The sequence below is a fragment of the Mycobacterium sp. NGS63 genome (assembly GCF_059812295.1).
Window position 1 is genome coordinate 147986 of sequence record NZ_JCALCJ010000003.1, and the last position, 26269, is coordinate 174254.

The 26269-nt window shown below is 69.0% G+C and carries 26 protein-coding genes and 1 tRNA gene; 14 read left to right on the forward strand and 13 right to left on the reverse strand.

The window, feature by feature from the left end:
- Positions 1-79: 79 nt before the first annotated feature.
- The 5 genes from AC5Y4Z_RS07590 to ponA2 form a co-directional block, all read right to left on the reverse strand.
- On the reverse strand, positions 80-1249 hold the full coding sequence (locus AC5Y4Z_RS07590; protein ID WP_499962247.1) for a hypothetical protein: 1170 nt from the start codon (positions 1247-1249) through the stop codon (positions 80-82).
- Between the two features lie 95 nt (positions 1250-1344).
- Positions 1345-1418, reverse strand: a tRNA-Pro gene (locus tag AC5Y4Z_RS07595).
- Between the two features lie 61 nt (positions 1419-1479).
- Entirely contained in the window at positions 1480-2586 is a 1107-nt protein-coding gene (cds1, locus tag AC5Y4Z_RS07600) for an L-cysteine desulfhydrase Cds1 (RefSeq protein WP_499962249.1), read from the reverse strand.
- Positions 2583-3542 (reverse strand): metallophosphoesterase, encoded by a 960-nt coding sequence (locus AC5Y4Z_RS07605; RefSeq protein ID WP_499962251.1) that lies wholly within the window; start codon positions 3540-3542, stop codon positions 2583-2585. Before AC5Y4Z_RS07605 ends, cds1 begins: the two co-directional genes overlap by 4 nt.
- Positions 3543-3628: 86 nt before the next feature.
- Positions 3629-6061 (reverse strand): transglycosylase/D,D-transpeptidase PonA2, encoded by a 2433-nt coding sequence (gene ponA2, locus AC5Y4Z_RS07610; protein ID WP_499962253.1) that lies wholly within the window; start codon positions 6059-6061, stop codon positions 3629-3631.
- A gap of 361 nt (positions 6062-6422) precedes the next feature.
- On the opposite strand from ponA2, the gene AC5Y4Z_RS07615 reads away from it, so the two are divergent.
- Positions 6423-6773 (forward strand): WhiB family transcriptional regulator, encoded by a 351-nt coding sequence (locus AC5Y4Z_RS07615; protein WP_067317306.1) that lies wholly within the window; start codon positions 6423-6425, stop codon positions 6771-6773.
- 277 nt (positions 6774-7050) lie between these two features.
- Here the strand turns inward: AC5Y4Z_RS07615 and bagB are convergent, their stop codons facing one another.
- On the reverse strand, positions 7051-8199 hold the full coding sequence (gene bagB / locus AC5Y4Z_RS07620; RefSeq protein WP_499962256.1) for an ATPase BagB: 1149 nt from the start codon (positions 8197-8199) through the stop codon (positions 7051-7053).
- Positions 8196-9221 carry an ATPase BagA gene (gene bagA / locus AC5Y4Z_RS07625; RefSeq protein WP_499962258.1) on the reverse strand — a complete coding sequence of 342 codons (1026 nt, stop codon included), beginning with the start codon at positions 9219-9221 and terminating at the stop codon, positions 8196-8198. Before bagA ends, bagB begins: the two co-directional genes overlap by 4 nt.
- 69 nt (positions 9222-9290) lie before the next feature.
- Here bagA and sp36 point away from each other — a divergent pair, with 69 nt between their 5' ends.
- Genes sp36 through AC5Y4Z_RS07640 form a run of 3 tightly spaced genes read left to right on the forward strand, consistent with a single transcriptional unit; the run spans position 9291 to position 10715 of the window.
- Entirely contained in the window at positions 9291-9452 is a 162-nt protein-coding gene (gene sp36, locus AC5Y4Z_RS07630; protein ID WP_120313477.1) for a Sp36 family protein, read from the forward strand.
- 10 nt (positions 9453-9462) lie between these two features.
- Entirely contained in the window at positions 9463-9918 is a 456-nt protein-coding gene (locus tag AC5Y4Z_RS07635) for a RidA family protein (protein WP_499962260.1), read from the forward strand.
- A 5-nt stretch (positions 9919-9923) separates the two neighbouring features.
- Positions 9924-10715: an MBL fold metallo-hydrolase gene (locus AC5Y4Z_RS07640; protein ID WP_499962262.1), complete on the forward strand. Its 792-nt coding sequence runs from the start codon at positions 9924-9926 to the stop codon at positions 10713-10715.
- A 76-nt stretch (positions 10716-10791) separates the two neighbouring features.
- Here the strand turns inward: AC5Y4Z_RS07640 and crp are convergent, their stop codons facing one another.
- Both crp and AC5Y4Z_RS07650 read right to left on the reverse strand, forming a co-directional pair.
- Positions 10792-11466: a cAMP-activated global transcriptional regulator CRP gene (crp, locus tag AC5Y4Z_RS07645; RefSeq protein WP_007772229.1), complete on the reverse strand. Its 675-nt coding sequence runs from the start codon at positions 11464-11466 to the stop codon at positions 10792-10794.
- A gap of 99 nt (positions 11467-11565) precedes the next feature.
- Positions 11566-11949 (reverse strand): hypothetical protein, encoded by a 384-nt coding sequence (locus AC5Y4Z_RS07650; RefSeq protein WP_499962265.1) that lies wholly within the window; start codon positions 11947-11949, stop codon positions 11566-11568.
- A gap of 149 nt (positions 11950-12098) precedes the next feature.
- Here AC5Y4Z_RS07650 and nth point away from each other — a divergent pair, with 149 nt between their 5' ends.
- From nth to marP, 4 genes are read left to right on the forward strand one after another with little or no spacing between them, the layout of a single operon-like run.
- Positions 12099-12782 carry an endonuclease III gene (nth, locus tag AC5Y4Z_RS07655; RefSeq protein ID WP_499962267.1) on the forward strand — a complete coding sequence of 228 codons (684 nt, stop codon included), beginning with the start codon at positions 12099-12101 and terminating at the stop codon, positions 12780-12782.
- 14 nt (positions 12783-12796) lie between these two features.
- Entirely contained in the window at positions 12797-13435 is a 639-nt protein-coding gene (locus AC5Y4Z_RS07660) for a TlpA family protein disulfide reductase (RefSeq protein WP_499962269.1), read from the forward strand.
- 17 nt (positions 13436-13452) lie between these two features.
- Complete coding sequence (locus AC5Y4Z_RS07665; RefSeq protein WP_499962271.1) at positions 13453-14280, forward strand: NUDIX hydrolase; 828 nt, start codon at positions 13453-13455, stop codon at positions 14278-14280.
- Positions 14281-14291: 11 nt separating this feature from the next.
- Entirely contained in the window at positions 14292-15485 is a 1194-nt protein-coding gene (marP, locus tag AC5Y4Z_RS07670; RefSeq protein WP_499962273.1) for an acid resistance serine protease MarP, read from the forward strand.
- Here marP and AC5Y4Z_RS07675 read toward each other — a convergent pair.
- Positions 15478-16449, reverse strand: coding sequence for an alpha/beta fold hydrolase (locus AC5Y4Z_RS07675; RefSeq protein ID WP_499962275.1), 972 nt, complete (start codon positions 16447-16449; stop codon positions 15478-15480). The two genes, marP and AC5Y4Z_RS07675, sit on opposite strands and share 8 nt — an antisense overlap.
- The gene (locus AC5Y4Z_RS07680; protein WP_499962277.1) at positions 16450-16983 is read right to left on the reverse strand and encodes a phage holin family protein; all 534 of its coding nucleotides are present in this window, start codon (positions 16981-16983) and stop codon (positions 16450-16452) included.
- A gap of 179 nt (positions 16984-17162) precedes the next feature.
- Here AC5Y4Z_RS07680 and AC5Y4Z_RS07685 point away from each other — a divergent pair, with 179 nt between their 5' ends.
- Complete coding sequence (locus tag AC5Y4Z_RS07685; RefSeq protein WP_499962279.1) at positions 17163-17858, forward strand: chymotrypsin family serine protease; 696 nt, start codon at positions 17163-17165, stop codon at positions 17856-17858.
- 10 nt (positions 17859-17868) lie between these two features.
- Here AC5Y4Z_RS07685 and acs read toward each other — a convergent pair whose 3' ends face one another.
- Positions 17869-19854 (reverse strand): acetate--CoA ligase, encoded by a 1986-nt coding sequence (gene acs / locus AC5Y4Z_RS07690; RefSeq protein ID WP_499962281.1) that lies wholly within the window; start codon positions 19852-19854, stop codon positions 17869-17871.
- A gap of 99 nt (positions 19855-19953) precedes the next feature.
- On the opposite strand from acs, the gene AC5Y4Z_RS07695 reads away from it, so the two are divergent.
- Entirely contained in the window at positions 19954-20490 is a 537-nt protein-coding gene (locus AC5Y4Z_RS07695) for a DUF4232 domain-containing protein (protein WP_499962283.1), read from the forward strand.
- On the opposite strand, the gene AC5Y4Z_RS07700 is transcribed toward AC5Y4Z_RS07695, so the two are convergent.
- A complete protein-coding gene (locus AC5Y4Z_RS07700) occupies positions 20477-21160 on the reverse strand; it encodes a hypothetical protein (protein WP_499962285.1) in 684 nt (227 codons plus the stop codon). The genes AC5Y4Z_RS07695 and AC5Y4Z_RS07700 overlap by 14 nt on opposite strands.
- Positions 21161-21231: 71 nt before the next feature.
- Between AC5Y4Z_RS07700 and AC5Y4Z_RS07705 the strand changes: the two genes are divergently transcribed.
- The 4 genes from AC5Y4Z_RS07705 to AC5Y4Z_RS07720 are packed head-to-tail and all read left to right on the forward strand — an operon-like array spanning position 21232 to position 26248.
- Positions 21232-22839 carry a peptide ABC transporter substrate-binding protein gene (locus AC5Y4Z_RS07705; RefSeq protein WP_499962287.1) on the forward strand — a complete coding sequence of 536 codons (1608 nt, stop codon included), beginning with the start codon at positions 21232-21234 and terminating at the stop codon, positions 22837-22839.
- A 1-nt stretch (position 22840) separates the two neighbouring features.
- Complete coding sequence (locus AC5Y4Z_RS07710) at positions 22841-23767, forward strand: ABC transporter permease (RefSeq protein ID WP_499962289.1); 927 nt, start codon at positions 22841-22843, stop codon at positions 23765-23767.
- Complete coding sequence (locus tag AC5Y4Z_RS07715) at positions 23760-24635, forward strand: ABC transporter permease (protein WP_499962292.1); 876 nt, start codon at positions 23760-23762, stop codon at positions 24633-24635. The genes AC5Y4Z_RS07710 and AC5Y4Z_RS07715 overlap by 8 nt, the downstream gene beginning before the upstream one ends.
- Positions 24632-26248: a dipeptide ABC transporter ATP-binding protein gene (locus AC5Y4Z_RS07720; protein ID WP_499962294.1), complete on the forward strand. Its 1617-nt coding sequence runs from the start codon at positions 24632-24634 to the stop codon at positions 26246-26248. Before AC5Y4Z_RS07715 ends, AC5Y4Z_RS07720 begins: the two co-directional genes overlap by 4 nt.
- Positions 26249-26269 lie beyond the last annotated feature (21 nt).

Consider the following 26269-nt stretch of genomic DNA (forward strand, 5'->3'; position numbering starts at 1 on the left):
CGGAAACTCGTAGCGCGCAGTTGGATGACGCGCGTAAGCGTTTCGCCGGGCGTCACCTGTCGCCAACGCGACCGTGGTCTTAGGTCTTCGACTGCATCTTGTTGACCCAGTCCTTCAGCGCGTCATCGAGGGCGTCTCCTTTAGAGCCATTGAACTCGCTTGTTAGGCGTTCGAACTCGCGGAGAAGTTTTAGGTCCGCGTGGATTTTGGGCCGTTCTCGTCCCGTCTTGCGCTGGGCGGGTTTCTGCTTGAGTTCGTCAGCCGGGAAAGCTGTGAGGAGTTCGCAGTAGTTCTGCGGGGTGGGTGTCATCAGGTCGCCGGTCTTGAACCACTTGAGCCGCCTGCAATCGTCCGATTGACCGGCTATGCCGCTGCGATGGACGTAGTCCTGGCGCATGCGGTTGAGGTCGCCGAAGTAGTCGATCTGAAAGTCGCGCTCATCACAGCCGTGCACGGCGGCCAATGCGGCGCGGTAGTGCTCTTCCCAGTCGGTATAGAAGTTCACAATTGCTTGTCCGGCAAACTGCTTTGCGACCGCAGGTGGAGATTTGGGCAGTGATTCAACGTCGGGGTTGCTTTCGCTCAACGAAATATCCCGGTTTGCAAAGTATTTGAAGCCTGCCAGGCTGAGTGCGGTCGGGGATGGTTGGTCGACGAACTGATTTGTTGCCAAGTCGAAACATCGCCTCGGCGTTGCCGCGGGCATGGGCGCGCCGCCTCGTTGCATGAGGCCTTCGGAGCCGTGCGTCACTCCCTCAGCGAGGATGCCTTTGAAATATCGAACAAGGTCTTCGCTGATGAGCCGGATAAATCCCTGCTGGCCTAGGGCCGAGATGAGCAGCGTCGTCTTGAGCGCAAAGAGGATGTCGGTAATGACTTCGTCCACAGTCGGGTCGCCCATAGGCTCGGTGTCCAGGGCCGCACGAGCGCTTCGGGCGGCGACGGTGAGGCGATCCCACTGTGGCGGGAGTTCCTGGTCGGCGGTGAAGGCGGTCACAGCATCGTGCACTGGTTGCAACACCTTGAGCAAGGCCGGATCCGTTGGATGGTCGGCAGACCATAGGTCAGTGAACGGGGTTGAAGCGGCACGTGAGGTGATGACGGCGATCAACTTATAGATGGGGCTACCAGGGCGCAGTTGCGGGATATCGAATTGCTGGCGCATCTGCTGGCCGCTCGGGATCGCGCCGACTTGTTCGATGTCCAGCAGCGCACCGCGCCATCTCTGCAACGACTCAGGTGTTGCCATGTACTGGAGCATAGGTCTGCTGTAGCGGCCGCCGAGCTCACGAATCGCCAACGTATGGAAGCCGGATCAGGAAGCCTGTTACCAAGCCACACGAGTCGGGGTGGCGGGATTTGAACCCACGGCCTCTTCGTCCCGAACGAAGCGCGCTACCAAGCTGCGCCACACCCCGCTTGAAGCCACGACAGCCTATCGCACGGGCCGGTCGCCTGACCAAACCGCAGGCTGGGCGGCTACGTCCACGCGCAACTGCGCTCGAATTCGGCCAGCGCCGCGGCGGCCCCGGTCGGATCGAGGCCCTGCGCGCGCACCCAGTCGTCGCTGAAATAGGTGTCGGCGTAGCGGTCGCCGCTGTCAGCGAGCAGCGTGACCACCGACCCGCTGCGCCCGTCGGCGACCATCTCGGCGAGCAGCCCGAAGGCGCCCCACAGATTGGTGCCCGTCGACGGCCCCACCCGCCGCCCCAGCACGGCGCTGACGTGGCGGGCGGCGGCGATGGACGCGGCGTCGGGCACGGCGACCATGCGGTCGACCACGCCCGGCAGAAACGAGGGCTCGACCCGGGGGCGGCCGATGCCCTCGATCCGCGAGGACGTCTCCGTCACGATGTCGGGGCGGTCCTCGGAGTAGGCCGGATAGAACGCGGAGTTCTCCGGGTCGACGACGCACAGCCGCGTCGTGTGGCGGCGGTAGCGGATGTAGCGGCCGATCGTCGCGCTCGTGCCGCCGGTGCCCGCCCCGACCACGATCCACTCCGGGACGGGGTGGCGCTCCTCGCGCATCTGCTCGTAGATCGACTCGGCGATGTTGTTGTTGCCGCGCCAGTCGGTGGCCCGCTCGGCGTTGGTGAACTGGTCCAGGTAGTGCCCGCCGGTCTCGCGGGCGACCCGCTCGGCCTCGGCGTACACCTGGCCGGCGTCGTCGACGAAATGGCAACGGCCGCCTTGTGATTCGATCAACGCTACCTTGGCTGGGCTGGTCGAGGCCGTCATCACCGCGACGAACGGCAGCCCCAGCATGGCCGCGAAATAGGCCTCCGACACCGCCGTCGAGCCCGAGGACGCCTCGACGACGGTGGTGCCCTCGCCGATCCGGCCGTTGCACAGCGCGTAGAGGAACAGCGAGCGCGCCAGCCGGTGCTTGAGGCTGCCGGTGATATGCGTCGACTCGTCCTTGAGATACAACGCGACGTCCGCGTCGGTCGACCAGGCCGACGGCAGGGGATAGCGCAGCAGGTGGGTGTCGGCGCTGCGCCGCGCGTCGGCGTGGATCAGCCGGATCGCGTTGTCCGTCCAGCCGCGCGAGCGGGTGCGGACCGCGGTATGGGTCCGTTCGCTCACCGCACCGAGGCGGTGGGCTGCGAACGGCTCAGGTCGCTGGTGGAGTCGCGGTCGCCCATCGGGGTGGCGATCAGCGTGAGCAGCGTCGCCTCGGGCCGGCAGCAGAAGCGCACCGGCGCGAACGGCGACGTGCCGATCCCGGCCGACACGTGCAGCTGCATGTTGGCGCCCCACCGCGACGGGCCCTTGGCCCGGGAGCGGTCCAGGCCGCAGTTGGTCACCAGGGCACCGTAGAACGGCAGGCACAGCTGCCCGCCGTGGGTGTGCCCGGCCATCACCAGCTGGTAGCCGTCGGCGGCGAAGCGGTCGAGCACCCGCGGCTCCGGGGAGTGGGTCAGCCCCAGCCGCAGGTTCGCCGCGGGGCTGGCCGGGCCGGCGATCGCGTCGTAGCGGTCCCGGTCGATGTGCGGGTCGTCGACGCCGGCGGCGGCGATGTGCAGGCCGGCAACCTCGAACTCGCGGCGGGTGTGGGTGAGGTCGAGCCAGCCGCGCTCGGTGAACGCCGCCCGCAGGTCCTGCCAGGGCAGCGGCTCGCCGCGTACCCGGTGCGACGGGTTGGTCAGGTAGTTCATCGGGTTCTTCACGCGCGGCCCGAAGTAGTCGTTGCTGCCGAACACGAAGACGCCCGGCCGAGACAGCAGGTCGCCCAGGGTCTGCACGACCGCGGGCACCGCCTTGGGGTGGGCCAGGTTGTCGCCGGTGTTGACCACCAGGTCGGGCTCCCAGGCCGCGAGCTCGCGCAGCCAGGCCTGTTTGCGGCGCTGATTGGGCAGCATGTGCAGATCGCTGAGGTGCAGCACACGCAGCGGCGTGGACCCGGGCGACAGGACGGGCATGGTGATCTCGCGCAGGACGAACGCGTTGCGCTCGACGAACGCGGCATATCCGATGCCGGCCAGGGTCGAGCCGATCGCGGCCACGCCGGTGCGCATCAGGACGGGCAAAACATCAGCCATGCTGGCAAGCGTACTGCCGGTTGGGTTCTGGCCACGTATAGCTTGCGCCACAGTGGCGTAAATCTGGCCCGAGAAGCCTGAGAAGTCTAAGGAGGCGGCGGCGCGCCCGGGGGCGGCGGTGGGGCGAGCAGCGGGATCGTGATCGGCGGCAGACCCGGGATTTCGACCACCTGCGACCCGACCGGCACCGGCGGCCCACCCTCCGGCGGCGGGGGCGGCGGCGGAGGGATGCCGTTGCTCGCTTGGATCGTGATGATCGATCCGGGAATCGTCTGGCCGCTGGGCGTCGTTCCGACCACTTCGCCCTGCTTTGCGGTGCTGTTGACGAAGTTGGTCTGGTCGGCGACCTGGAAACCGGCGTCTTTGAGGCGCTGGCGTGCCGCGTCGATATCCAGGCCGGCGATGCTGGGCACCCGCGAGCCGGGCGACCCCTCGACGTAGCGGGGGTCGGTCGGCGGGAGCGCCACCGGCCCGAAGTGGTCGGCGATCGGCTTCATCGCGGTGAACCAGGTGCGCGCGGGCTCGTTGCCGCCGTACAGGTCGCCCTCGCCGCAGTGGCGCAGCGGGGCCGAACACAGATCGGTCGGGTTGGGCGAGTCGTCATAGATGTAGTTGGCGGCCGCGTAGTGGTTGGTGAAACCGACGAACCCGGACGAGCGGTGGGCCTCGGTGGTGCCGGTCTTGCCCGACATCGGTAGGGTCCAGCCCGCCGCCCCGGCCGAACCCGACGCCGTGCCCCCGCCCAGCGCGTCCTTGCTCATCGCGTTGGCCAACGTGTTGGCCAGCCCTTCCGGCACCACCTGGTCGCAGGTCTCGGTGGTCACCGCGACCTCATTGCCGTTGCGGTCGATCAGCTTGTCGATCGGGTTGGGCGGGCACCACACCCCGCCGGAGGCCAGTGTGGCCGCGACGTTGGACAACTCCAGCGCATTCACCTCGATCGGGCCGAGCGTGAACGAGCCGATGTTCTGCCGCTTGACGAAGTCGGCCAGGCTTTCGTTGCTGTCGCGGTTGTAGTCGCGCGCGGTCCCGGGGTCGGCGTAGGAGCGCAGCCCCAGTTTGATCGCCATGTCCACCGTGCGGGTCACCCCGACCTGCTGGATCAGCTTGGCGAACGCGGTGTTGGGCGAGGTGGCCAGCGCGTCGGTGACGTTCATCGAGCCGCGGTAGTTGCCGGCGTTGATCACGCACCAGGTGTCCTTGGGGCAGCCCTTGGCCCCACCGCTGCCCATGCCCTTGGCCTGGAACCGGCCCGGCACCTCGAGCGTGGCGTTGATGCCCATGCCCATGTCCAGCGCGGCGGCCGTGGTGAAGATCTTGAAGACCGACCCCGCGCCGTCGCCGACGAGGGAGAACGGCTGCGGCCGCATGGTCTGGCCGGCGTCGAGGTCCAGCCCGTAGGTGCGGTTGCTGGCCATCGCCATCACGTGGTGGGACGTCTTGCCCGGCTCGATGACGCTCATGACGCTCGAGATGCCGGGGAGGGTGGGGCTGGCGTACTTGTCGATGGCGGACTTGACCGGGATCTGCACGTCCGGGTCCAGCGTGGTGCGGATCAGGTAGCCGCCCCGGGCCACCTGTTCCTTACTGATCCCCGCGCGCGACAGGTACTCCTGGACGTAATCGCAGAAGAACGCGCGGTCGCCCGCGGCGATGCAGCCCCGGGGCAGCTCGTTGGGCTGCGGCAGGATGCCCAGCGGGGTGGCCTTGGCGGCGCGCAGGGCGTCGGCCTCCTGGGGCAGGTTCTCGATCATGGTGTCCAGGACCAGGTTGCGCCGGGCCAGGGCCCCGTCGGGGTTGGTGTACGGGTTGAGCGCGCTGGTCGACTGGACCATGCCCGCCAGCAGCGCGGCCTGCTGCCAGTTCAGGTCGGACGCGTTGATGCCGAAGTAGGTCTGCGCCGCGTCCTGCACCCCGAACGAGTTGTTGCCGAACGAGACCAGGTTCAGATAGCGGGTCAGGATCTCGGGCTTGGTGAACGTCTTGTCCAGCGTGAGCGCCATGCGGATCTCGCGCAGCTTGCGCGCCGGGGTGGTTTCGACGGCCGCGCGCTTCTCGGCGTCGGTCTGGGCGGTGACCAGCAGCTGGTAGTTCTTCACATACTGCTGCTCGATGGTCGAGCCGCCGCGCGTGTCCACGTCGCCGGACGCGTAGCCGGCCAGCCCCGTCAGGGTGCCCTTCCAGTCCACCCCGTTGTGGTCGGCGAACCGCTTGTCCTCGATCGAGACGATCGCCAGCTTCATGGTGTTGGCGATCTTGTCGGTGGGCACCTCGAACCGGCGTTGCGAGTACAGCCACGCGATGACGTTGCCCTTCTTGTCGACCATCGTCGACACGGCGGGCACCTCGCCCTGGAGCAGCTGGGCCGACCCGTTGGCCACGACCTCGGAGGCCCGGTTGGACATCAGCCCGATCCCGCCCGCCAGCGGAAACATCAGCGCCGTGGCGACGACGCTGGCCAATAAGCAGCACCCCGCGAGCTTGAGAGCCGTCAGAGCGGCCGGGGGGCGTTCAGGCATGCGTACCAGGGTAGCGGCCCCTGGTCAGAGGGCCAGAGCATGAGTTGACCAAAGTCCCTCCCATCCCGTGACCAGCGAACTTACGATGGGCGGTGTTACAAAATTTGCGCCTCCGTCACTGTTCGTTCGCCGAGGCGAGGTGCGCGGCCGCACCCCCGGCCGTATTCTTCCGGACAAGACTGCACGCGCGTCCCAAAAAAAGCGTTATCAGACTGTTGCGCAATTGCCACCTGACCACCTAACTTAGACACACGGTGAGATTCAGATAACACCGATTTGCATGGTGTGGCGTAGATCGCAGCAGGGGTCTGCACCCGAGGAGGGCGGCCGCGGAGGGCGGTCGGGAGGAAGGGAACAGCTCGTGTCAGGAACACGGCCGGCCGCGCGACGGACGAACATCGCGGCTGCACAAGGCGTACTGCGCAGCGTCGACGCCGAAGAACGGATCGCGTGGGTCTCAAAAGCGTTGTGCCGCACCACTGACCCCGATGAACTATTCGTTCGGGGCGCCGCCCAGCGCAAGGCCGCGGTGATCTGCCGGCACTGCCCCGTGATGCAGGAGTGCGGGGCGGACGCGTTGGACAACAAGGTCGAGTTCGGGGTGTGGGGTGGCATGACCGAACGCCAGCGCAGGGCCCTGCTCAAGCAGCATCCCGAGGTCGTTTCCTGGGCCGATTTCTTCGAAAAGCGCCGCGGACGCAGCGTCGGCTGACCCGGGCGCGCGAGGTGCGCATAACGCTCCGACGCGAAGAACCCGTCCAGAGGTTTTGAAAACCTCGGTTTTCATAATTACGTTACTGTTACAGCGCAGGTCCAGCCCCCTCTAATTGGACATTGTCGAATAGCCTACTGGCTCGTGTCAAATACGAGCTGTCTTGTGACTAATAGGAATTCAACAGCAACGGCACGCTCGGTACCGGGCAAAACTGGCCCGTGTCCAATACGTTTTCGCGCCTTCTTACTGGCGCGTGCCCAACAAGACGGGCCGCCTAGCCTACGCGGGCGGCCTCGTCGCCGACGGCGGTGATCTGGTCGGCCAGCGCCCGCAGCGCGTCCAGGTCCGACACGTCGAACGGCAGCGACGGAACCCCGACCACCGGCACGTGCGGGTGCGCCCCGGTGAACCGGGAGAGCAGCCTGACCTCCCGCTTGGCGGTCTGGGCGCGGTCGGCGTGAATGCGCAGCACCGCGGCGGCCAGCTCCGCGGACTCGGAATCCGCGGCCTCCAGGGTTTCGCTGCCGTCGATCGCCCGCTCCACCGGCAGGGAGCACAACGTGGGGTGGGTGCGGTTCAGCACGAGGCCCGCCAGCGGCATCCCCTCCTGGGACAGCCGGTCGACGAAGAAGGCCGCCTCGCGCAGCGCGTCCGGTTCGGCGGCCGACACCACGACGAACTGCGTGCCGCGCCGCTTGAGCAGCGAGTAGGTGCGGTCGGCCTTCTCGCGGAAACCGCCGAAGGTGGCGTCCAGCGACTGCACGAACGCCGCCGCGTCGCCCAGCATCTGCGAGCCGAGCACCGTGGAGAGTGCCTTCATCGCCAACCCCATTGCGCCGGTGACCAATCGGCCGATGCCGCGGCCGGGCGCCAGCAGCAGCCGCCACAGTCGGCTGTCCATGAAGCTGCCCAGCCGTTTCGGCGCGTCCAGGAAATCGAGCGCGTTGCGCGACGGGGGAGTGTCCACCACTACCAGGTCCCAGCGGTCCTCGCTCAGCAGTTGACCGAGCTTCTCCATCGCCATGTACTCTTGCGTGCCGGCCAGCGAGGTGGCCACGGTCTGATAGAACTGGTTCTCCAGAATCGCTTGCGCCCGACCGGGTCCGGAGTACTGGATCACCATTTCATCGAACGTGCGCCGCATGTCGAGCATCATCGCGTGCAACTCGCCGGAAACCTCGGGCGCCAGCGGCACCCGCTGCGGGGCATTGCCGAGGTCGTTGACACCCAGGGCCTGTGCCAGCCGCTTGGCCGGGTCGATCGTCAAAACGCATACGGTGCGGCCGTATTCGGCCGCGCGCATCGCGATCGCGGCCGCGGTGGTGGTCTTGCCGACGCCGCCGGCGCCGCAGCAGACGACCACACGGTTGGACGTGTCGGCGAGGATCGCCGCCATGTCAAGGGTTTTCGGTGCGCTACTCATCGAACTCCCTGCTGCGCAAGCGATTCGGAAAGCTCATACAGGCTGCCCAGGTCGACGCCGTCGGAAATCGCCGGCAGTTCCAGCCGCGGCACCTTCAGGGCATCGAGCTGCTGCGCGGTCTCGGCGCGCGCGGTGATCCGCGTCGCGTGCTGGATGGTCTCGGTCAGCAGGCCCGCGAAGTCGGCGTCGTCCAGCTTGATTCCGGCCATCTCCAAACCGGCCCGCACCGAGTCGGCGTCGACGTCCCCCTCGGCCGCCTTGGCGAGGTCGCGCGGCTCCAGGAACGACGGGATGTTGCGGTTCACGATGACGCTGCCGATCGGCAGTTTCATCTCCGCGAGCTCCTCGATGGCCTCCAGGGTCTCCTGCACCGGCAGCGCTTCGAGCAGCGTGACCAGGTGGATGGCGGTCTGCTCGGAGTGCAGCAGCTTCACCACGCCCTCGGCCTGGGAGAACACCGGCCCGCCCTTGGCCAGCTCGGACACGGCCTTGGTGACGTCGAGAAAGCGCGCGATCCGGCCCGTCGGCGGCGCGTCGACGACGACCGCGTCATAGACCGGATCCTTGGACCCCTTCTTCTGGCGCACCACCGACTCCTTGATCTTGCCGGTGAGGAGCACGTCGCGCAGGCCGGGCGCGATCGTCGTCGCGAATTCGATGGCACCGATGCGGCGCATCGCGCGGCCAGCGATGCCGAGGTTGTAGAACATGTCCAGGTACTCCAGGAACGCCGCCTCGATGTCGATCGCCAGCGCGTTGACCTCTCCGCCCCGCTCGGCGGTGGCGATCTTGAGCTCCTGATAGGGCAGCGGCGGGACGTCGAAAAGCTGCGCAATGCCTTGGCGCCCTTCGACTTCGACGAGCAGCACCTTGCGCCCGCCCGCCGCGAGCGTCAGCGCCAGCGCGGCCGCCACCGTCGACTTGCCCGTCCCGCCTTTGCCGGTCACGAAATGTAAGCGGGCCTTCGACAGGCGCGCCGGCCAGCCGACGGAACTACCGCCGCTAGAAGTGGATGCCACCATCGCATGCTAGCCCGAGGGTCGCTGGCCACCGGGCCGGAGCCGTTCCGAACCGACCGATAAGCTCGCGTCATGAGCCAACCCACCGCATGGGAATACGTCACCGTGCCGTTGCTGACGCACGCCACCAAGCAGATCCTCGACCAGTGGGGCGCCGACGGCTGGGAGCTGGTATCGGTGCTGCCCGGGCCCACCGGCGAGCAGCACGTGGCGTACCTGAAGCGCGCCAAGTAGGGCAGAACGGATGAGCGCCTCCGCCCGGCTCGGGCAGCTGGGTGTCGAACTTCCCGAGGTGGTCGCGCCGCTGGCGTCCTACGTGCCCGCGGTGCGCACCGGCAACCTGGTCTACACCGCGGGCCAGCTGCCCATGGAGGCGGGAAAGCTGGCGGGCGCCGGCAAGGTGGGGGCCGAGGTCAGCCCCGAAGAGGGCAAGTCGCTGGCGCGGATCTGCGCGCTCAACGCGCTGGCCGCGGTGGACTCGCTGGTGGGCATCGACGCGGTCGTGCGGGTGGTCAAGGTGGTCGGTTTCGTCGCGTCCGCGCCCGGTTTCAACGGACAGCCCGGTGTGGTCAACGGGGCCTCCGAGCTGCTGGCCGAGGTTTTCGGCGAGCAAGGCGCGCATGCGCGTTCGGCGGTCGGCGTCTCCGAGCTGCCCCTGGACGCGCCGGTGGAAGTCGAACTCATCGTGGAGGTCGGCTGACGGCCGTGACCGATGCTGCTGAGGCGCTGACCCACCCCGCATACGGCAGGTTGCGGGCGGTCACCGACACGGCCTCGGTGCTGTTGGCCGACAACCCCGGCCTGCTGACGCTGGAGGGCACCAACACCTGGGTGCTGTGCGCCCCCGGCAGCGACGAGTTGGTGATCGTCGATCCCGGTCCGGACGACGACGAACACATCGCGCGGATCGCCGCGCTGGGACGCGTCAGTTTGGTGCTGATCAGCCACCGGCACGGCGACCACACCGACGGCATCGACAAGCTGGTCGAGCGGACCGGCGCGACGGTCCGTGCGGCGGGCAGCGGGTTCTTGCGCGGGCTGGGCGGTCATCTGGTCGACGGCGAGGTGATCGACGCCGCCGGGCTGAAGATCAAGGTCATGGCGACGCCCGGGCACACCGCGGACTCGCTGTCGTTCGTGCTCTCCGACGCCGTGCTCACCGCCGACACCGTGCTGGGCCGCGGCACCACCGTCATCGACAAGGAAGACGGCAACCTGGCCGACTACCTGGAATCGCTGCGGCGGCTGCGCGGTCTGGGCCGGCGCACGGTGCTGCCCGGGCACGGGCCGCAGCTGATCGACCTGGAAGCCGTCGCGGAGGGTTATCTGACGCACCGCCACGAACGGCTGGAGCAGGTGCGCGCGGCGCTGTGGGATCTCGGCGACGAGGCCACCCTCCGCGAGATCGTCGAATACGTCTACGTCGACGTCGACGAGAAGCTCTGGGACGCGGCCGAATGGTCGGTCCAGGCGCAGCTGGACTACCTGCGCCGCTGATCCACGTCGAAACTGCGCACAGAGCGTCGCGGAGCGCGATCGGGTAGCGCTGAGCGCAGGCTCGATGACGGGCGCGCTAGCGCGCCCGCCTCGCCAGCCGCTCGGAGTCCGAGATCAGCACGCTCTTGCCCTCCAGGCGGATCCAGCCGCGGTGGGCGAAATCGGCCAAGGCCTTGTTCACCGTCTCGCGGGAGGCGCCCACCAGCTGCGCGATCTCCTCTTGCGTCAGGTCGTGGGTGACCCGCATCGCGCCACCCTCCTGGGTGCCGAAACGCTGGGCGAGCTGCAACAGCTGCTTGGCCACCCGGCCGGGCACGTCGGTGAAGATGAGGTCGGCGAGGTTGTTGTTGGTGCGGCGCAACCGCCGGGCCAGCACGCGCAACAACTGCTCGGCGATCTCCGGTCGGTCGGCGATCCACGCCCGCAGCGCGTCGCGGTCCATCGACACCGCCCGCACCTCGGTGATCGTGGTGGCGCTCGACGTCCGCGGGCCGGGGTCGAAGATGGACAGCTCGCCGAACATGTCCGACGGGCCCATGATCGTCAGGAGGTTCTCGCGGCCGTCGGGCGAACGGCGCCCGATTTTGACCTTGCCCGCGACGATGATGTACAGCCGGTCGCCCGGCTCTCCCTCGGCGAAAACCGTGTGTCCGCGCGGGAAGTCGACGGGTTGCAGTTGCTTGGTCAGCGCGGTGACCGCGCCGGGCTCAACCCCTTGGAAGATACCGGCCCTTGCCAGGATCTCGTCCACGTTGCCTCTTCAGCTTTCCAACGATGTGTTCGTGCGCAAGCTAACCCCTTGCCCGCGTCATGAGTCTAGAGCTAGAGCAATTATGTCCAACGTGCCACGCTACACACGATTGGCGTGTCTAGCCCACCTAAATTGCGGATTGACGTGCGGATCGGCCCCGGTGCGCGTCGGTAGGCCGGCCTCGCCGCGCTGACCGAGGGTGGTGGCAAACTCCGGCGCGGCGTGCCGCGGGCCGGGCGGCGGTGATTCGGCCAGCCGCAACGCCTGGCGCCGATGCAGGAGCTCCAGCGCCTCGGGCATGCCTTCGCGGGCCAGCGTGTGCACGTCGACGGCCTCCGCGTGCTCGAGGAAATCGTCGACGTCGGTCGCCGTGACCGCGTCGTCGGCGAGTTCGGCTTCCAGCCGCCCCAGACCCAGCGTCGCCAGCATCAACAGCCCCGGCACGCACGCCACCAGCAACCATGACACAAGGAGAGTAAACATGGCTTAGGTCTCAGTGAGATTACGAAATCAGTACTCTGTCGTAGGTGACAGCGGCGAAGTCATCCGAGCGCCCGAAACCGACAGCGGCCAAGCGGGACAGGCGCTGGTCGCAGGAGACCCGCGCCGGGTTGGTGCGACGGGCGCGGCGCATGAATCGGGCTCTGGCGCAAGCGTTTCCGGACGCGCACTGCGAGCTGGACTTCACCACACCGCTGGAGCTGACGGTGGCCACCATTCTGTCGGCGCAGAGCACCGACAAGCGGGTCAACCTGACGACGCCGGCGTTGTTCAAGCGGTACCGCACCGCGCTGGATTACGCGCAAGCCGACCGCGCCGAACTGGAAGGTCTCATCCGTCCCACCGGTTTCTTCCGCAACAAGGCGACGTCGCTGATCGGGCTCGGTCAGGCGCTGGTCGAACGCTTCGACGGCGAGGTGCCGGCGACGCTCGCCGAGCTCGTCACGCTGCCCGGCGTGGGGCGCAAGACCGCCAACGTCATCCTGGGCAATGCCTTCGGCGTCCCGGGAATCACCGTCGACACCCACTTCTCGCGGTTGGTGCAGCGGTGGCGCTGGACCGCCGAGAAGGACCCGGTCAAGATCGAGCACGCGATCGGCGAGCTGATCGAGCGGCGGGAGTGGACGATGCTCAGCCACCGCGTGATCTTCCACGGCCGCCGGGTCTGCCACGCCCGCAAACCCGCGTGCGGGGTCTGCATCCTCGCCAAGGACTGCCCCTCCTTCGGCCTCGGCCCGACCGAGCCGCTTTTGGCCGCGCCCCTGGTGCAGGGCCCCGAAACCGAGCACCTGCTGGCCCTGGCCGGGCTCCAATAACGGGGCAGGAGACCTTGACCCGCACGACCCGCTGGACCATCGCGATCCTGGCGGTGGTGGCGGCACTGGTCGTTGCGCTGGTGGCCCAGCTGCGCGACGGCAGCGCTCCGACCGCGCCGACCGCGACGCCCGCCCCGCGCGAGCACCGGGACGCCGACACCGCGGCCGCGCTGGCCGGCCCGCGCCAGCGCGCCAACCTGCCGCCGTGTCCCGCTGCGGACGCGGGCCCCGGCCCGGCGGCACTGCAAGGAGTGACGGTGGAATGCGCCGCCGACGGCTCGACCGTCGACGTCGGGCGCGCGCTGGCCGGGCGCCGGGTGGTCCTCAACCTGTGGGCGTATTGGTGCGCGCCGTGCGCGGCCGAACTCCCCGCGATGGCCGAGTACCAACGACGCTCCGGCCCGGGCGTGACGGTCGTGACCGTGCACCAGGACGAGAACGAGACGGCCGGGTTACTGCGGTTGGCGGAGTTGGGGGTTCGGCTGCCGACGCTGCAGGACGGCCGCCGTCGGGTCGCGGCTGCGCTGCGTGTGGTAAATGTGATGCCCGCGACGGTCGTCCTCCGGCCGGACGGTAGCGTTGCCCAGATGCTGCCGCGGCCTTTTGCCAATGCCGACGAGATCGCGGCTGCGATCGGAAACGACGCGGGTTGAGGCCGAGGGAGGTGCCGGTGAGTGCTGGGGGCACGCCCCCGCCTAACGGGGACCCCACCCACGGGCGGGCGACCGTTCCGCTCACGCCCGACAAGTCGCCGCCGTGGTTGCGCCCGCTCGTCGACAACGTGGGCCAGATCCCCGAGGCGTACCGGCATCGGCTGCCGGCCGGCGTGCTGGCGATGGTCACCGCCGCCAAGGCCGCGTCCTCGATGGCATCGTTGTTCGGCCCGAACGACAATGACCGCGAGGCCGCCGTGCTGGTGTTGTTCTCGGGCCCGCGGTCCGGCCCGGCGGACGGCGGCGTGCCGGACGATGCCGACCTGTTGCTGACGGTGCGGGCCTCGACGCTGCGCCACCACGCCGGCCAGGCGGCCTTTCCCGGCGGCGCCTCCGATCCCGGCGACGACGGGCCGGTTTCCACCGCGTTGCGCGAGGCGCGCGAGGAAACCGGCATCGACGTCACCCGGCTCCACCCGCTGGCCACGATGGAACGGACGTTCATCGCGCCGTCCCGATTCCACGTCGTGCCCGTGCTGGCCTACTCGCCGGACCCCGGGCCGGTGGCCGTCGTCGACGAGACCGAAACCGCGATCGTGTCGCGGGTTCCGGTGCGCGCCTTCATCAATCCGGAAAACCGGCTGATGGTGTACCGCGGCAACCTCGGCCGCCGGTGGGCCGGGCCGGCGTTCCTGTTGAACCAGATGCTGGTTTGGGGGTTCACCGGCCAGGTGATCTCCGCGGTGCTCGACGTCGCAGGCTGGGCCCGGCCCTGGGACACCACCGACATCCGCGAGTTGGACGAGGCGATGGTGCTGGTCGGCGAGGGCGGGTCGCTGAAATGAACATGAATTCGATGACCCCGTCGCAGTGGCTGGACATCGCGGTGCTCGCTGTCGCGTTCATCGCGGCGATCTCGGGCTGGCGCTCCGGCGCGCTGGGCTCACTACTTTCTTTTGTCGGCGTGCTGCTCGGCGCCATCGCGGGCGTGCTGCTGGCGCCCCACATCGTCAGCCACATCGCCGCGCCGCGCGCCAAGCTGTTCACCGCCCTGTTCCTGATCCTGGCGCTGGTCGTCGTCGGCGAGGTCGCCGGCGTGGTGCTGGGGCGGGCCGTGCGCGGCGCAATCCGCAGCCGCACAATCCGTTTGATCGACTCGGTGATCGGGGTGGGCGTGCAGCTTGTCGTGGTGTTGACCGCGGCCTGGCTGTTGGCGACGCCGCTGACCCAGTCCAAGGACCAGCCCGAGCTGGCCGCGGCGGTCCGCGGCTCGCGGGTGCTCGCCAAGGTCAACGAGGTCGCGCCGCCCTGGCTGAAGACGGTGCCCAAGCGGCTGTCGTCGCTGTTGAACACCTCCGGCCTGCCCCAGGTGTTGGAGCCGTTCAGCCGCACCCCGGTGATTCCGGTCGCCTCGCCCGACCCCGCCCTGGCCACCAACCCGGTGGTGACGTCCGCCGCGCCGAGCGTCGTCAAGGTGCGAAGCCTGGCACCCAGCTGCCAAAAGGTTTTGGAGGGCAGCGGTTTCGTGATCGCGCCGGACCGGGTGATGACCAACGCGCACGTGGTGGCCGGGTCCAACAGCGTCCAGATCTACGCCAGCGGCAACCCGCTGGAAGCCACCGTGGTGTCCTACGATCCGTCGGTCGACATCGCCATCCTCGCCGTCCCCAACCTGCCGCCGCCGCCGTTGTCCTTCGCCCAGGAGGAGGCGAAGACCGGCGCCAGCGTCGTGGTGCTGGGCTATCCGGGCGGCGGCAACTTCACCGCGACGCCGGCCCGGATCCGCGAGGCGATCAGGCTCAGCGGCCCCGACATCTACCGCGACCCGGCGCCTGTCACGCGCGACGTGTACACCATCAGAGCCAGTGTGGAGCAAGGCAATTCGGGTGGGCCGTTGATCGACCTCAACGGTCACGTGCTCGGGGTGGTGTTCGGCGCTGCCGTCGACGACCCCGACACCGGCTTCGTGTTGACGGCCGACGAGGTGGCCGGCCAGATGTCGCGGATCGGCGAATCCCAACAGGTGGCCACCGGGGCCTGCGTCAGCTGACCCGGTGCACCTGCTCGAGGAACTTCGTCAGGTGCCGGTTGACTTCCTCCGGAGCCTCTTCGTGGCTGAAATGCCCTGCGCCACCGATGGATAGGTAGCGACCCTGCGGCGCGTAGCGCTGCGAGTGGTCGACGGGATCGGCGAGCACATACGGGTCGGCGTCGCCGCGCAGGTGCAGCACCGGCATGGTGAGCCGTTGGCTCATCGACCGCATGAACCGCCGGCCCTCGCCGCGCAGCTGGCTGCGCGCCGCCCAGCGCTGGTATTCCAGCGCGGAGTGCGCGGCGGCGGGAATCTGGATCGCCGTGCGCAGATATCCGATGGTCTGTGAAAAATCCTCGGAGGCAACCCATTTGCCGCAGCTTCGGCTTCGCACCAGCCGTTCGATCTCGGCCCCGTTGTCGCGGGTCAGCAGCCGTTCCGGCCAGATCGGCAGCTGGTATTGCAGCAGCGTCGGCAGCAGCGCGTAGCCCTGATCGCGCCGGGTCAGCGTGGATCGCCGCAGCGCCGCCGGGTGCGGCGAGCTGATCAGCGCGATAGCGCGCACCAGCCGCGAATGCAGCAGCGCGGTGGCCCAGCAGGCCAGCCCACCGTCGGCGTGACCCACCAGCGTCGCCGACGAGTGCCCCAGCGCGCGAATGAGGCCGGCCGTGTCGCCGGCCAGCGTCCAGCCGTCGTAGCCGCGGGGCGGCTTGTCGCTGCCGCCGTAGCCGCGCAGGTCGACCGCGACCACCCGGGCCCCCGTCAGCGCGCGCAACTGATGGCGCCACGACCACCAGAACGATCCGAAGCCGTGCAGCAACATCACCAGCGGCCGCGCCGTGGCCGGCTCCGCGGGTGTTGGCGGCCCGGAGGGGCGCGATGGGATGGCCTCGACGACGTGGAATCGGATGCCGTTGGCGTGCACGTCCAGATGCCGCCACGGCCCGTCGATGCGGGTGACCGACGGATCGGGTGCCGGCATCTACCAGCCCGAGGGATCGGCGCCGTCGGGCTTGTGGTGCCGGCCGGCGGACTCGGTGAGCTGCTTGGAAGCGCCCGCGGCCTTGTCGTGGCCGGGGGTGAGCGCGGTGCGCGTCTCCTTGACCGATTCGATCGTCTCGCGCGGCCCCCGGATCCGGCGGACCTTCCGGTAGCCCAGCAGCCCCAGCAGCGCGCCGAAGACCACCATGACCCCGAACACGATCAGGTATGACGCCCAGCGCCACAGCCAGGTGTCCAGCAGTTCGGCGACGAAGAAAAAGAAGAAGAACGTCGAGTAGAACAGCACCAACAGCGCGGCGACGAAATAGACACTGCCGGTCAGGCCCTTCTTGACGTCCCGGGTGATCTCCGCGCGGGCCAGTTCGACCTCGGCGCGCACCAGCGTGGACACCTGGGCGGTGGCGTCTTTGATCAGGTGACCGATCGAGGGTTCGGCGGGCGTGGCGTGCGGGTCGGCCAACGGAATCGTGGTCAGTGTGCCGGGCACACCGTTCTTGCGATCGACTTTGCTCACGGACCGTCCTCTCGGTTTTCTCGTCGCGTTTATGTTGCCATGCGGTGCCGTGCCAGACGAGGCCAGCCGAAGCAGGGCGGCACGACGGCCGCGGCGCCGACGAACGGGGTGCGGCGGCCCCATCCGACTAGACTGACCAGGCTGCTCAGGATGTCCGACCGCTCGATGGGGGTGTTGCATTGCACACGGCCAACCGTTGCTTGAAGGCGGCGCTGGTGGCCGTGCTCGTGGCACTGTCAGCGGTCCCCGCCCACGCGACCGCCGACGACCGGGTGCCGATGGGCGGCGGGGCGGGCATCGTCATCAACGGCGACACCATGTGCACCCTGACGACAATCGGCGCCGACGCCGCCGGTGAGCTGATCGGCTTCACCTCCGCGCACTGCGGCGGTCCCGGCGCGCAGGTCGCCGCGGAGGCCGCGCAGAACCGCGGCCCGCTGGGCGTCATGGTCGCCGGCAACGACAACCTCGACTACGCGGTGATCAAGTTCGACCCGGCCAAGGTGGCGCCGGTGGCCAACTACAACGGCTTCGTGATCAACGGCATCGGCCCGGATCCGGCGTTCGGCCAGATCGCCTGCAAGCAGGGCCGCACGACGGGCAATTCGTGCGGCGTGACGTGGGGGATGGGCCAGGACCCGGGCACCATCGTCATGCAGGTGTGCGGCCAGCCCGGTGACTCGGGGGCGCCGGTGACCGTCGACAACCTTCTGGTCGGGATGATTCACGGGGCGTTCAGCGACAACCTGCCGGGCTGCATCATCAAATACATCCCGCTGCACACCCCGGCGGTGGTGATGTCGTTCAACGCCATCCTCGCCGACGTCAACGCCAAGCACCGGACCGGCGCGGGATTCGCGCCCTTGCCGGGCTGACCGAGCCGGCCTATTTGCCGGCCTTGATCGCGTCGAACACGCCGGGATCCAGCAGCGTCGACGTGTCACCCAGCTCCCGGTTTTCGGCGACGTCGCGCAGCAGCCGGCGCATGATCTTGCCGCTGCGGGTCTTCGGCAGCTCGGGCACCACATGCACCTCGCGCGGCTTGGCGATGGGCGAGATCTCGCGGGCCACCTCGCCGCGCAGCTCGTCGACGATTGCATCGTGCACGTCGTATTCGGCGCACAGCACGACGAACGCGCAGATGGCCTGCCCGGTGGTTTCGTCGGTCATGCCCACCACAGCCGCTTCGGCCACCGCGACATGGCCGACCAGCGCCGACTCCACCTCGGCGGTCGACAGCCGGTGCCCCGACACGTTCATCACGTCGTCGATGCGGCCGACCACCCAGATGTCGCCGTCGCCGTCGTAGTAGGCGCTGTCACCGGCGAAGTACCAGCCCTGCTCGGCGAACCTCGACCAGTAGGTCTCGACGTACCGGTCGGGGTCGCCCCAGATGCCGCGCAGCATCGACGGCCACGGCTGATCCAGCACCAGGTAACCGGTGGCGTGCTCACCCTTGGCGGCGCCCCGCGGCAGCTCGTCGCCGTGGTCGTCGACGATCTTCGCCGAGACGCCCGGCAGCGGGGCCATCGCCGAACCCGGTTTGGCCGCAGCGATTCCGGGCAGCGGGGAGATCATCGTGGCGCCCGTTTCGGTCTGCCACCAGGTGTCGACGATCGGGAGGCGATCGGCGCCGATCACCCTGCGGTACCAGCGCCACGCCTCGGGGTTGATCGGCTCGCCGACCGACCCCAGCAACCGCAGGCTGGACAGGTCGTGCGCGTCGGGGATCTCGCGGCCCCACTTCATGAACGTGCGGATCAGCGTGGGCGCGGTGTAATAGATTGTGACGCCGTACTTTTCGATGATCTCGAAATGCCGGTGCTGCGTGGGCGAGTCGGGCGTGCCCTCGTAGAGAACCTCGGTGACACCGTTGGACAGCGGGCCGTAGACGCCGTAGGTGTGCCCGGTGACCCAGCCGATGTCGGCGGTGCACCAGAAGACGTCGCTCTCGGGCTTGATGTCGAAGACGTAGTAGTGGGTGTAGGAGGTCTGGGTCAAATACCCGCCGCTGGTGTGCACGATGCCCTTGGGCTTACCGGTGGTACCCGAGGTGTACAGCAGGAACAGCGGCTGCTCGGCGTCGAACGGTTCGGGGGTGTGGTCGGGGGAGGCGGCGCCGACGACGTCGTGCCACCACAGGTCGCGCTCGTCGGTCCACGACACGTCAATCCCGGTGCGCCGCACCACCAGAACGTGCTCGACGGGGCTGTCTGGCTCCGCGACGGCCTCGTCGGCCGCGTCCTTCAGCGGCGCGGGCTTGCCGCGGCGGAATTGCCCGTCGCTGGTGATCAGCAGCTTGGCCTCGGCGTCGGCGATGCGTGCGCGCAGCGCCTTGGCGGTGAAGCCGGCGAACACGACGCTGTGCATGATGCCCAGGCGCGCGCAGGCCAGCATCGCGATCACCGCCTCGGGGATCAGCGGCAGATAGATGGCGACCCGGTCGCCGGCGACCAGCCCCAGATCGGTCAGCGCGTTGGCCGCCTTGCACACCTCGGCGCGCAGCTCCGCATAGGTCAGGCTGCGGCTGTCGCCGGGCTCCCCCTCCCAGTGGATGGCGACCCGATCGCCGTGGCCGGCCTCCACGTGGCGGTCCACGCAGTTGTAGGCGACGTTGAGCTTGCCGTCGGCGAACCACCTGGCGAACGGCGCCCCCGACCAGTCCAGCACCTCGGTGAACGGCGTCGACCAGGACAGCCGCTCGGCCTGCTCGGCCCAGAACGCCAGCCGGTCGTCGGTCGCGGCGCCGTACAGCTCCGCGCCGGCGTTGGCCTGCGCGGCGAAGTCCGGCGACGGTGGATACGACGACGGTCCCTCGGTGGGGGCGGCGGTCACGGGATTTCCTCCTTGCTCGCGGCTTTCGCGGGTCATGCCTAGGGTCGTCGACCGTCAGTGAGCCTAAACCCCGAAGCGAAAAGCCGCTTGTCAAACCCGGGGCGGCCGCGCCCTCCGGGGCGGATAATCACCGATGTGCCTGGACCGCAACGGCGGCGCGTGCGCCGGCTAGCCAGCCTCGCCGCGACGGGTTGCGCGGCCGCGATCGTGCCGGCGTCGCCCGCGTGGGCGGCACCGGCCGACACGGTCGACGAGCCGGCGCCGTGCTGGTCCGAACAGGTCGCCGTCAGCGCGTCGGACACCCAGGGCGCCGCCGGCCACCGCCGGCTGACGCTGGTGTTCGCCCTCGCCGGCGGCGCGGAGCCATGCACGCTCACCGGATACCCCAACGTCGACACGGGCAACGGCGGGCCGCCCGTCCATGCCCGGCCCACGCCGCGCGGCTACATGGGCGGGCTCCCCGCGGGCGTCGATGCGCCGCCGACGGTCACCCTGTCGCTGTCGACGCAGGCGCAGGCCGTCGTCGAGGGGTTGGCCGCCGACGCCGACGGCAACTCGTGCCCCCGCTACACCGACTTGGCCGTCAGCCCGCCCGACATCGTCCAGGTGTTCACCGTGCCCGCCACCATCGACGCGTGCCGGCTGGAGGTACACCCGGTCACTGCGGGCTGAGGCAGTAGACGCGCGCCGGGACGGGGTATGCGATCGCCTTGTCCCCCGGCGCGCAGCGCGATGTGTCCGCGCTGCCGTCGATGCGCTGGACGACTTTGACTTGCGACGGCCGCTGCTCGGCGCAGTCGCCGATCCCCATCGTCAAGCTGTCGTCACCGTTGGTCGGCTGGTAGCACTGGCCCTGCTTGAGGTTGAGCGCAAAGCACAGGCTCGTGTAGTCATCGGTGAACCGGTGGTAGACCGAGTGATCGCGTTTGCCGTCCGGGCAATTCGCCGCCCGGCCGCCCTTGAACGCGAGCTCATAGGTATTGGCCGGGTTGGCGCAGCCGTCTTCCGGCCTTGAACCGAAAGAACTTGCGAAAAAAGCGTTTTGATCGATGCACGCCCCCACCCGCATGGACGTGTCGTTCTCGAACGGGCTCCTGAAGTGGGGTAGCACGAAGTTTCCGGCGATCCCCAGCGCGCCCAAGGTCAGCAGTGCGCAACCGATGACGATCAGCGTGGTGCCCGACGTTCCGCTTCGGCGCTGCGCCGGATACGTCGCCGGCGGTGCCGGTGCGGCGTGCAGTCTATTGCGCCAGCGCAACCCGGCTATCAGACAGATCAATCCGATCGCGGGGAGGACGAACATCGCCGCCAGATAGGCCAACTGAACGCCGACTTCGCCCAAGTTCACAGCGCCATAGTAGGCGCGCCGACCCGTTGCGGCACGGAGCCGGCGCACGCCCTAGGGTCGCTGGCATGCGTCGGATGCGGGCCGCGCTGGCCGTCCTTGCCGCCGCAATGCTGGCCGCCGGGCCGCTGGCCGGCTGTGGCGGCGGCGTCCTGAGCCCCGACCTCGTGCTGGTCAACGGCGGCGAGCCGCCCTACCCGCTGGTGCCGACCAGCACCAACGACAGCAATGGCGGGCGGATCATCGACCGGCTGTTCGCCGGCCTGGTCTCCTATGACGCCGCCGGAAACCCGGCCAACGAGGTCGCCCAGTCGATCGAGACCGCCGACAACGTCAACTACCGCGTAATCCTCAAACCGGGCTGGCAATTCACCGACGGGTCGCCGGTGACGTCGCACTCGTTCGTCGACGCGTGGAACTACGGAGCGTTGAGCGCCAACGCCCAACTGCAACAAAGCTTTTTCAGCCCGATCGCCGGGTTCGACGAGGGACAGGCCACCCTGTCCGGCCTGCGCGTGGTCGACGACCTCGAGTTCACCGTGCGACTGAAGGCGCCGACCATTGATTTCGTATTGCGGCTGGGCCACAGCGCCTTCTATCCGCTGCCGGCCGCCGCGTTCCGCGACATGGCAGCCTTCGGGCGCAACCCTTTTGGCAACGGCCCCTACCAGCTTGCCGCTGATTCTCAAGGCCCCGAGGGCCATGCCTGGGAACACAACGTCAGGATCGACCTGCGGCCCAACCCCGGCTATCACGGCAACCGCAAACCCCGCAACAAGGGGCTGAGGTTCGAGTTCTACGCCAATCTCGACACCGCGTATGCCGACCTGCTGTCGGGCAATCTCGATGTCCTGGACACGATTCCGCCGAGCGCGCTGCCGGTCTATAAGCGCGACCTGGGCGATAACGTCACCAGCGGCCCGGTCGCCGTCAAGCACAGCCTCGACACCCCGCTGCGGCTGGCGCACTTCGGCGGCGAGGAGGGCCGCCTGCGCCGGCTGGCGCTGTCGGCCGCGGTCAACCGTGAGCAGATCTGTGCGCGGATCTTCATGGGCACCCGCATCCCGTCGCGCGATTTCACCGCCCGGTCGCTGCCCGGCTTCGACCCGAACCTGCCCGGGAACGACGTCCTGAACTTCGATCCCGACCGCGCGCGGCGGCTCTGGGCGCAGGCCGACGCGATCTCGCGGTGGAGCGGCCAGTACGCCATCGCCTACAACGCCGACGCCGGAAACCAGGAGTGGGTGGACGCGGTGGCCAACAGCATCAAGAACGTGCTGGGCATCGACGCGGTCGGCGCGCCGCAGCCCACCTTCGCCGGATTCCGCACCCAGATCACCAACCACACCATCGCGACGGCATTTCGCGCCGCGTGGCTGGGGGACTACCCGTCGATGATCGAGTTTCTCGCCCCGCTGTTCGCCACCGGCGCGGGTTCCAACGACGTCGGCTACACCAACCCCGAATTCGACGCGGCGCTGACCGCCGCCGAGGCCGCCCCGACCATTGCGCGGTCGGATGCCGCTGCCAACTCGGCGCAGCGAATCCTGTTCCACGACATGCCCGTTGTCCCGCTGTGGGACAACGTCGGGGTGGTCGGCTGGTCGACGGAGGTGCACAACATCCACGTCGCCTGGAACGGGCTGCCCGACTACGAGAACATCGTGAAGGGCTGAGATGGGCTGGTACATCGCGCGGCGCGTCGCCATCATGGTGCCGGTCTTCCTCGGCGCCACGCTGCTGATCTACGCCATGGTCTTCCTGCTGCCCGGCGATCCGGTGGCGGCCATGGCCGGGGACCGGCCGCTGACGCCCGCGGTGGCCGCCGCGTTGCGCGCCCGCTACCACCTCGACGACCCCTTCATCGTGCAGTACCTGCGCTACCTGGGCGGCATCCTGCACGGCGACTTGGGGCGCTCGTATTCCGGCCTGCCCGTCAGCGCCGTTCTGGCCCATGCCTTTCCGGTCACGCTGCGGCTCGCGCTTATCGCGGTGGCGGTGGAAACGGTGTTCGGCATCGGCTTCGGCGTGGCCGCCGGCCTGCGCACCGGCGGGGTCTTCGATTCCACCGTGCTGATCGCCGGCCTCGTCATCATCGCGATCCCGATCTTCGTGCTGGGCTTTTTGGCGCAGTTCGTGTTCGGCGTGCGGCTGGGAATCGCGCCCGTCACCGTGGGCGACAGGTCGGGCTTCGCGCGGCTGCTGCTGCCCGGAATCGTGTTGGGCGCGGTCTCTTTCGCGTACGTGGTGCGGCTGACCCGATCGGCGGTGGCCGCCAACGCGCACGCCGACTACGTCCGCACCGCGACGGCCAAGGGGCTGTCGCGGCGGCGCGTGGTGACGGTGCACATCCTGCGCAACTCGCTGATCCCCGTGGTGACGTTCCTCGGCGCGGACCTCGGGTCGCTGATGGGCGGGGCCATCGTGACCGAGGGCATCTTCAACATTCATGGCGTCGGTGGCGTGTTGTATCAGGCCGTCACCAGGCAGGAGGCGCCGACGGTGGTCTCCATCGTGACCGTGCTGGTGCTGGTGTATCTGGTCACCAACCTCGTGGTGGACCTGCTTTACGCCGCCCTGGACCCCCGGATCCGCTATGGCTGAGCGCGATTCGGATCGCCACGGCTTCTGGCGCGACACCTGGCGCAAGCTGCGCCGGCGCCCGAAGTTCGTCGTCGCCGCCGTCCTGATCGCGTCGATCGTCGTCGTCGCCCTGTTCCCCGGGCTGTTCACCGGCATCGATCCCGCCTACGCCGATCCCAGCCAGAGCCTGCTGTCCCCGTCGGCCGCGCACTGGTTCGGAACCGACCTGCAGGGCCACGACATCTACGCGCGCACCGTCTACGGGGCGCGGGCCTCGCTCACCGTCGGGCTCGGGGCCACCCTGCTCGTGTTCCTGGTCGGCACGGTGCTGGGCGCGCTGGCCGGCTTCTACGGCCGCTGGGTCGACGCGGTGGTCTCCCGCATCACCGATGTGTTCTTCGGGCTGCCGCTGCTGCTGGCCGCCATCGTGATCATGGGCATCATGCACCACCGCAGGGTGTGGACGGTGGTGGTCATCCTGGCCCTGTTCGGCTGGCCACAGGTGGCCCGGGTCGCCCGCGGCGCGGTGCTCGAGGCGCGGGTCAGCGACTACGTGCTCGCGGCGAAGGCCTTGGGGCTCAGCGACTTTCGTACCCTGATCCGCCATGTGCTGCCCAACGCGCTGGGGCCGGTGCTCGCGGTGTCCACCATCGCCTTCGGCGTGTTCATCGTGACCGAGGCGTCGCTGTCGTACCTGGGCGTCGGCTTGCCGGCCTCGGTGGTGTCCTGGGGAGGCGACATCAACCTCGCGCAGAGCCGGCTGCGGTCGGGCTCGCCCATCCTGTTCTATCCGGCCGGCGCGCTGGCGATCACGGTGCTGGCGTTCATGATGATGGGCGACGCGCTGCGCGACGCCCTGGATCCGGCCTCGCGGGCGCGGCGCGCATGACCACGCGCGAGACCCCGCTGCTGTCGGTCGAGGGCCTGGAAGTCGGGTTCGGCGGCCAGGAGCCCGCGGTCCGCGGCGTGGACCTGACCGTGCGGCGCGGCCAGACCGTCGCGGTGGTCGGGGAGTCGGGATCCGGGAAATCCACGATGGCCGCCGCCATCCTCGGGCTGCTTCCGCATGACGGGCGAATCACCGCCGGGCGCATCGTCTTCGACGGGCGCGACATCACCTCGTCCGATCGCCGGACCATGCGATCGATCAGGGGTCGCGGCATCGGCTACGTGCCCCAGGACCCGATGACCAACCTCAACCCCGTCTGGAAGATCGGCTTCCAGGTGCGAGAAGCGTTGCGGGCCAACACCGATACCCGCGAGGCGCGGCGGCGCGCGCTCGAGCTGCTGGCCGAGGCGGGCATGCCGGATCCGGAGAAGCAGGCCGGCACCTACCCGCATCAGCTGTCCGGTGGCATGTGCCAGCGCGCGCTGATCGCGATCGGGCTGGCGGGCCGGCCCAAGCTGCTCATCGCCGACGAACCGACCTCCGCGCTCGACGTCACCGTGCAGCGCCAGGTGCTCGACCACCTGCGGGGGCTCACCGACGAGCTGGGCACCGCGTTGCTGCTGATCACCCACGACCTGGCGCTGGCCGCCGAACGCGCCGAGTCCGTCGTCGTCGTGCATCGCGGGTCGGCGGTGGAATCCGGTGCCGCGCAAGCAATCCTGCGCGAGCCGCAGCACGACTACACCCGGCGGTTGGTGGCCGCGGCCCCGTCGCTGGCACCGACGCCGTCGCGAACCCGGCCCCGCACCCCGGACGGACCGGCCGGCGACATTCTCGTCGCCGCCGGCCTGACCAAGGTCTACCGGGAGTCGCCCGGCTGGCCGGGAAGGCGGCGCGCGGAGTTCCGCGCCGTCGACGACGTGTCGTTCCGGCTGCGCCGCACCAGCACGCTGGCGATCGTCGGGGAGTCGGGGTCGGGAAAATCGACCCTGGCGCGCATGGTGCTGGGCCTGCTGCGACGCACCTCGGGCACGGTGGTGTTCGACGGCACCGAGATCAGCGACGCGCTGGACCGGGACGCGGCGTTGGCGTTTCGCCGGCGGGTACAGCCGGTGTTCCAGAACCCTTACGGCAGTTTGGATCCCATGTATTCGGTGTTTCGCGCCATCGAGGAGCCGCTGCGCATCCATCGCGTCGGTGACCGCAAGCAGCGCGAGCAAGCGGTGCGCGAGCTCGTAGACCATGTGGCGCTGCCGTCGTCGGTGTTGCGGCGGTTGCCCCGGGAACTGTCCGGCGGTCAACGGCAGCGGGTCGCCATCGCCCGCGCGCTGGCGCTGCGGCCCGAAGTGCTGGTGTGCGACGAGGCGGTCTCGGCGCTCGACGTTCTGGTGCAGGCGCAGATCCTGGACCTGCTGGCCGAACTGCAGGCCGAGCTTGGGCTGGCCTATTTGTTCATCAGCCATGACCTGGCGGTGATCCGGCAGATCGCCGACGACGTGTTGGTGATGCGCGCCGGCCGGGTGGTGGAGCAGGCGCCCACCGAGGAGCTGTTCGCCCGGCCCGGCCACGAGTACACGCGCCGGCTGCTCGAGGCGATCCCCAGGCCTTTATAGGACCGCCCGCGAAGCCCGATA

Bases quoted from the DNA above. Each gene is read 5' to 3' on its own strand.
- AC5Y4Z_RS07590 (WP_499962247.1), bottom strand. From the start codon at position 1,249: ATGGCAACACCTGAGTCGTTGCAGAGATGGCGCGGTGCGCTGCTGGAC.
- AC5Y4Z_RS07605 (WP_499962251.1), bottom strand. From the start codon at position 3,542: ATGGCTGATGTTTTGCCCGTCCTGATGCGCACCGGCGTGGCCGCGATC.
- ponA2 (WP_499962253.1), bottom strand. From the start codon at position 6,061: ATGCCTGAACGCCCCCCGGCCGCTCTGACGGCTCTCAAGCTCGCGGGG.
- bagB (WP_499962256.1), bottom strand. From the start codon at position 8,199: ATGAGTAGCGCACCGAAAACCCTTGACATGGCGGCGATCCTCGCCGAC.
- bagA (WP_499962258.1), bottom strand. From the start codon at position 9,221: ATGGTGGCATCCACTTCTAGCGGCGGTAGTTCCGTCGGCTGGCCGGCG.
- sp36 (WP_120313477.1), top strand. From the start codon at position 9,291: ATGAGCCAACCCACCGCATGGGAATACGTCACCGTGCCGTTGCTGACG.
- AC5Y4Z_RS07635 (WP_499962260.1), top strand. From the start codon at position 9,463: ATGAGCGCCTCCGCCCGGCTCGGGCAGCTGGGTGTCGAACTTCCCGAG.
- AC5Y4Z_RS07650 (WP_499962265.1), bottom strand. From the start codon at position 11,949: ATGTTTACTCTCCTTGTGTCATGGTTGCTGGTGGCGTGCGTGCCGGGG.
- nth (WP_499962267.1), top strand. From the start codon at position 12,099: ATGAATCGGGCTCTGGCGCAAGCGTTTCCGGACGCGCACTGCGAGCTG.
- marP (WP_499962273.1), top strand. From the start codon at position 14,292: ATGACCCCGTCGCAGTGGCTGGACATCGCGGTGCTCGCTGTCGCGTTC.
- AC5Y4Z_RS07675 (WP_499962275.1), bottom strand. From the start codon at position 16,449: ATGCCGGCACCCGATCCGTCGGTCACCCGCATCGACGGGCCGTGGCGG.
- acs (WP_499962281.1), bottom strand. From the start codon at position 19,854: ATGACCCGCGAAAGCCGCGAGCAAGGAGGAAATCCCGTGACCGCCGCC.
- AC5Y4Z_RS07705 (WP_499962287.1), top strand. From the start codon at position 21,232: ATGCGTCGGATGCGGGCCGCGCTGGCCGTCCTTGCCGCCGCAATGCTG.
- AC5Y4Z_RS07710 (WP_499962289.1), top strand. From the start codon at position 22,841: ATGGGCTGGTACATCGCGCGGCGCGTCGCCATCATGGTGCCGGTCTTC.
- AC5Y4Z_RS07715 (WP_499962292.1), top strand. From the start codon at position 23,760: ATGGCTGAGCGCGATTCGGATCGCCACGGCTTCTGGCGCGACACCTGG.
- AC5Y4Z_RS07720 (WP_499962294.1), top strand. From the start codon at position 24,632: ATGACCACGCGCGAGACCCCGCTGCTGTCGGTCGAGGGCCTGGAAGTC.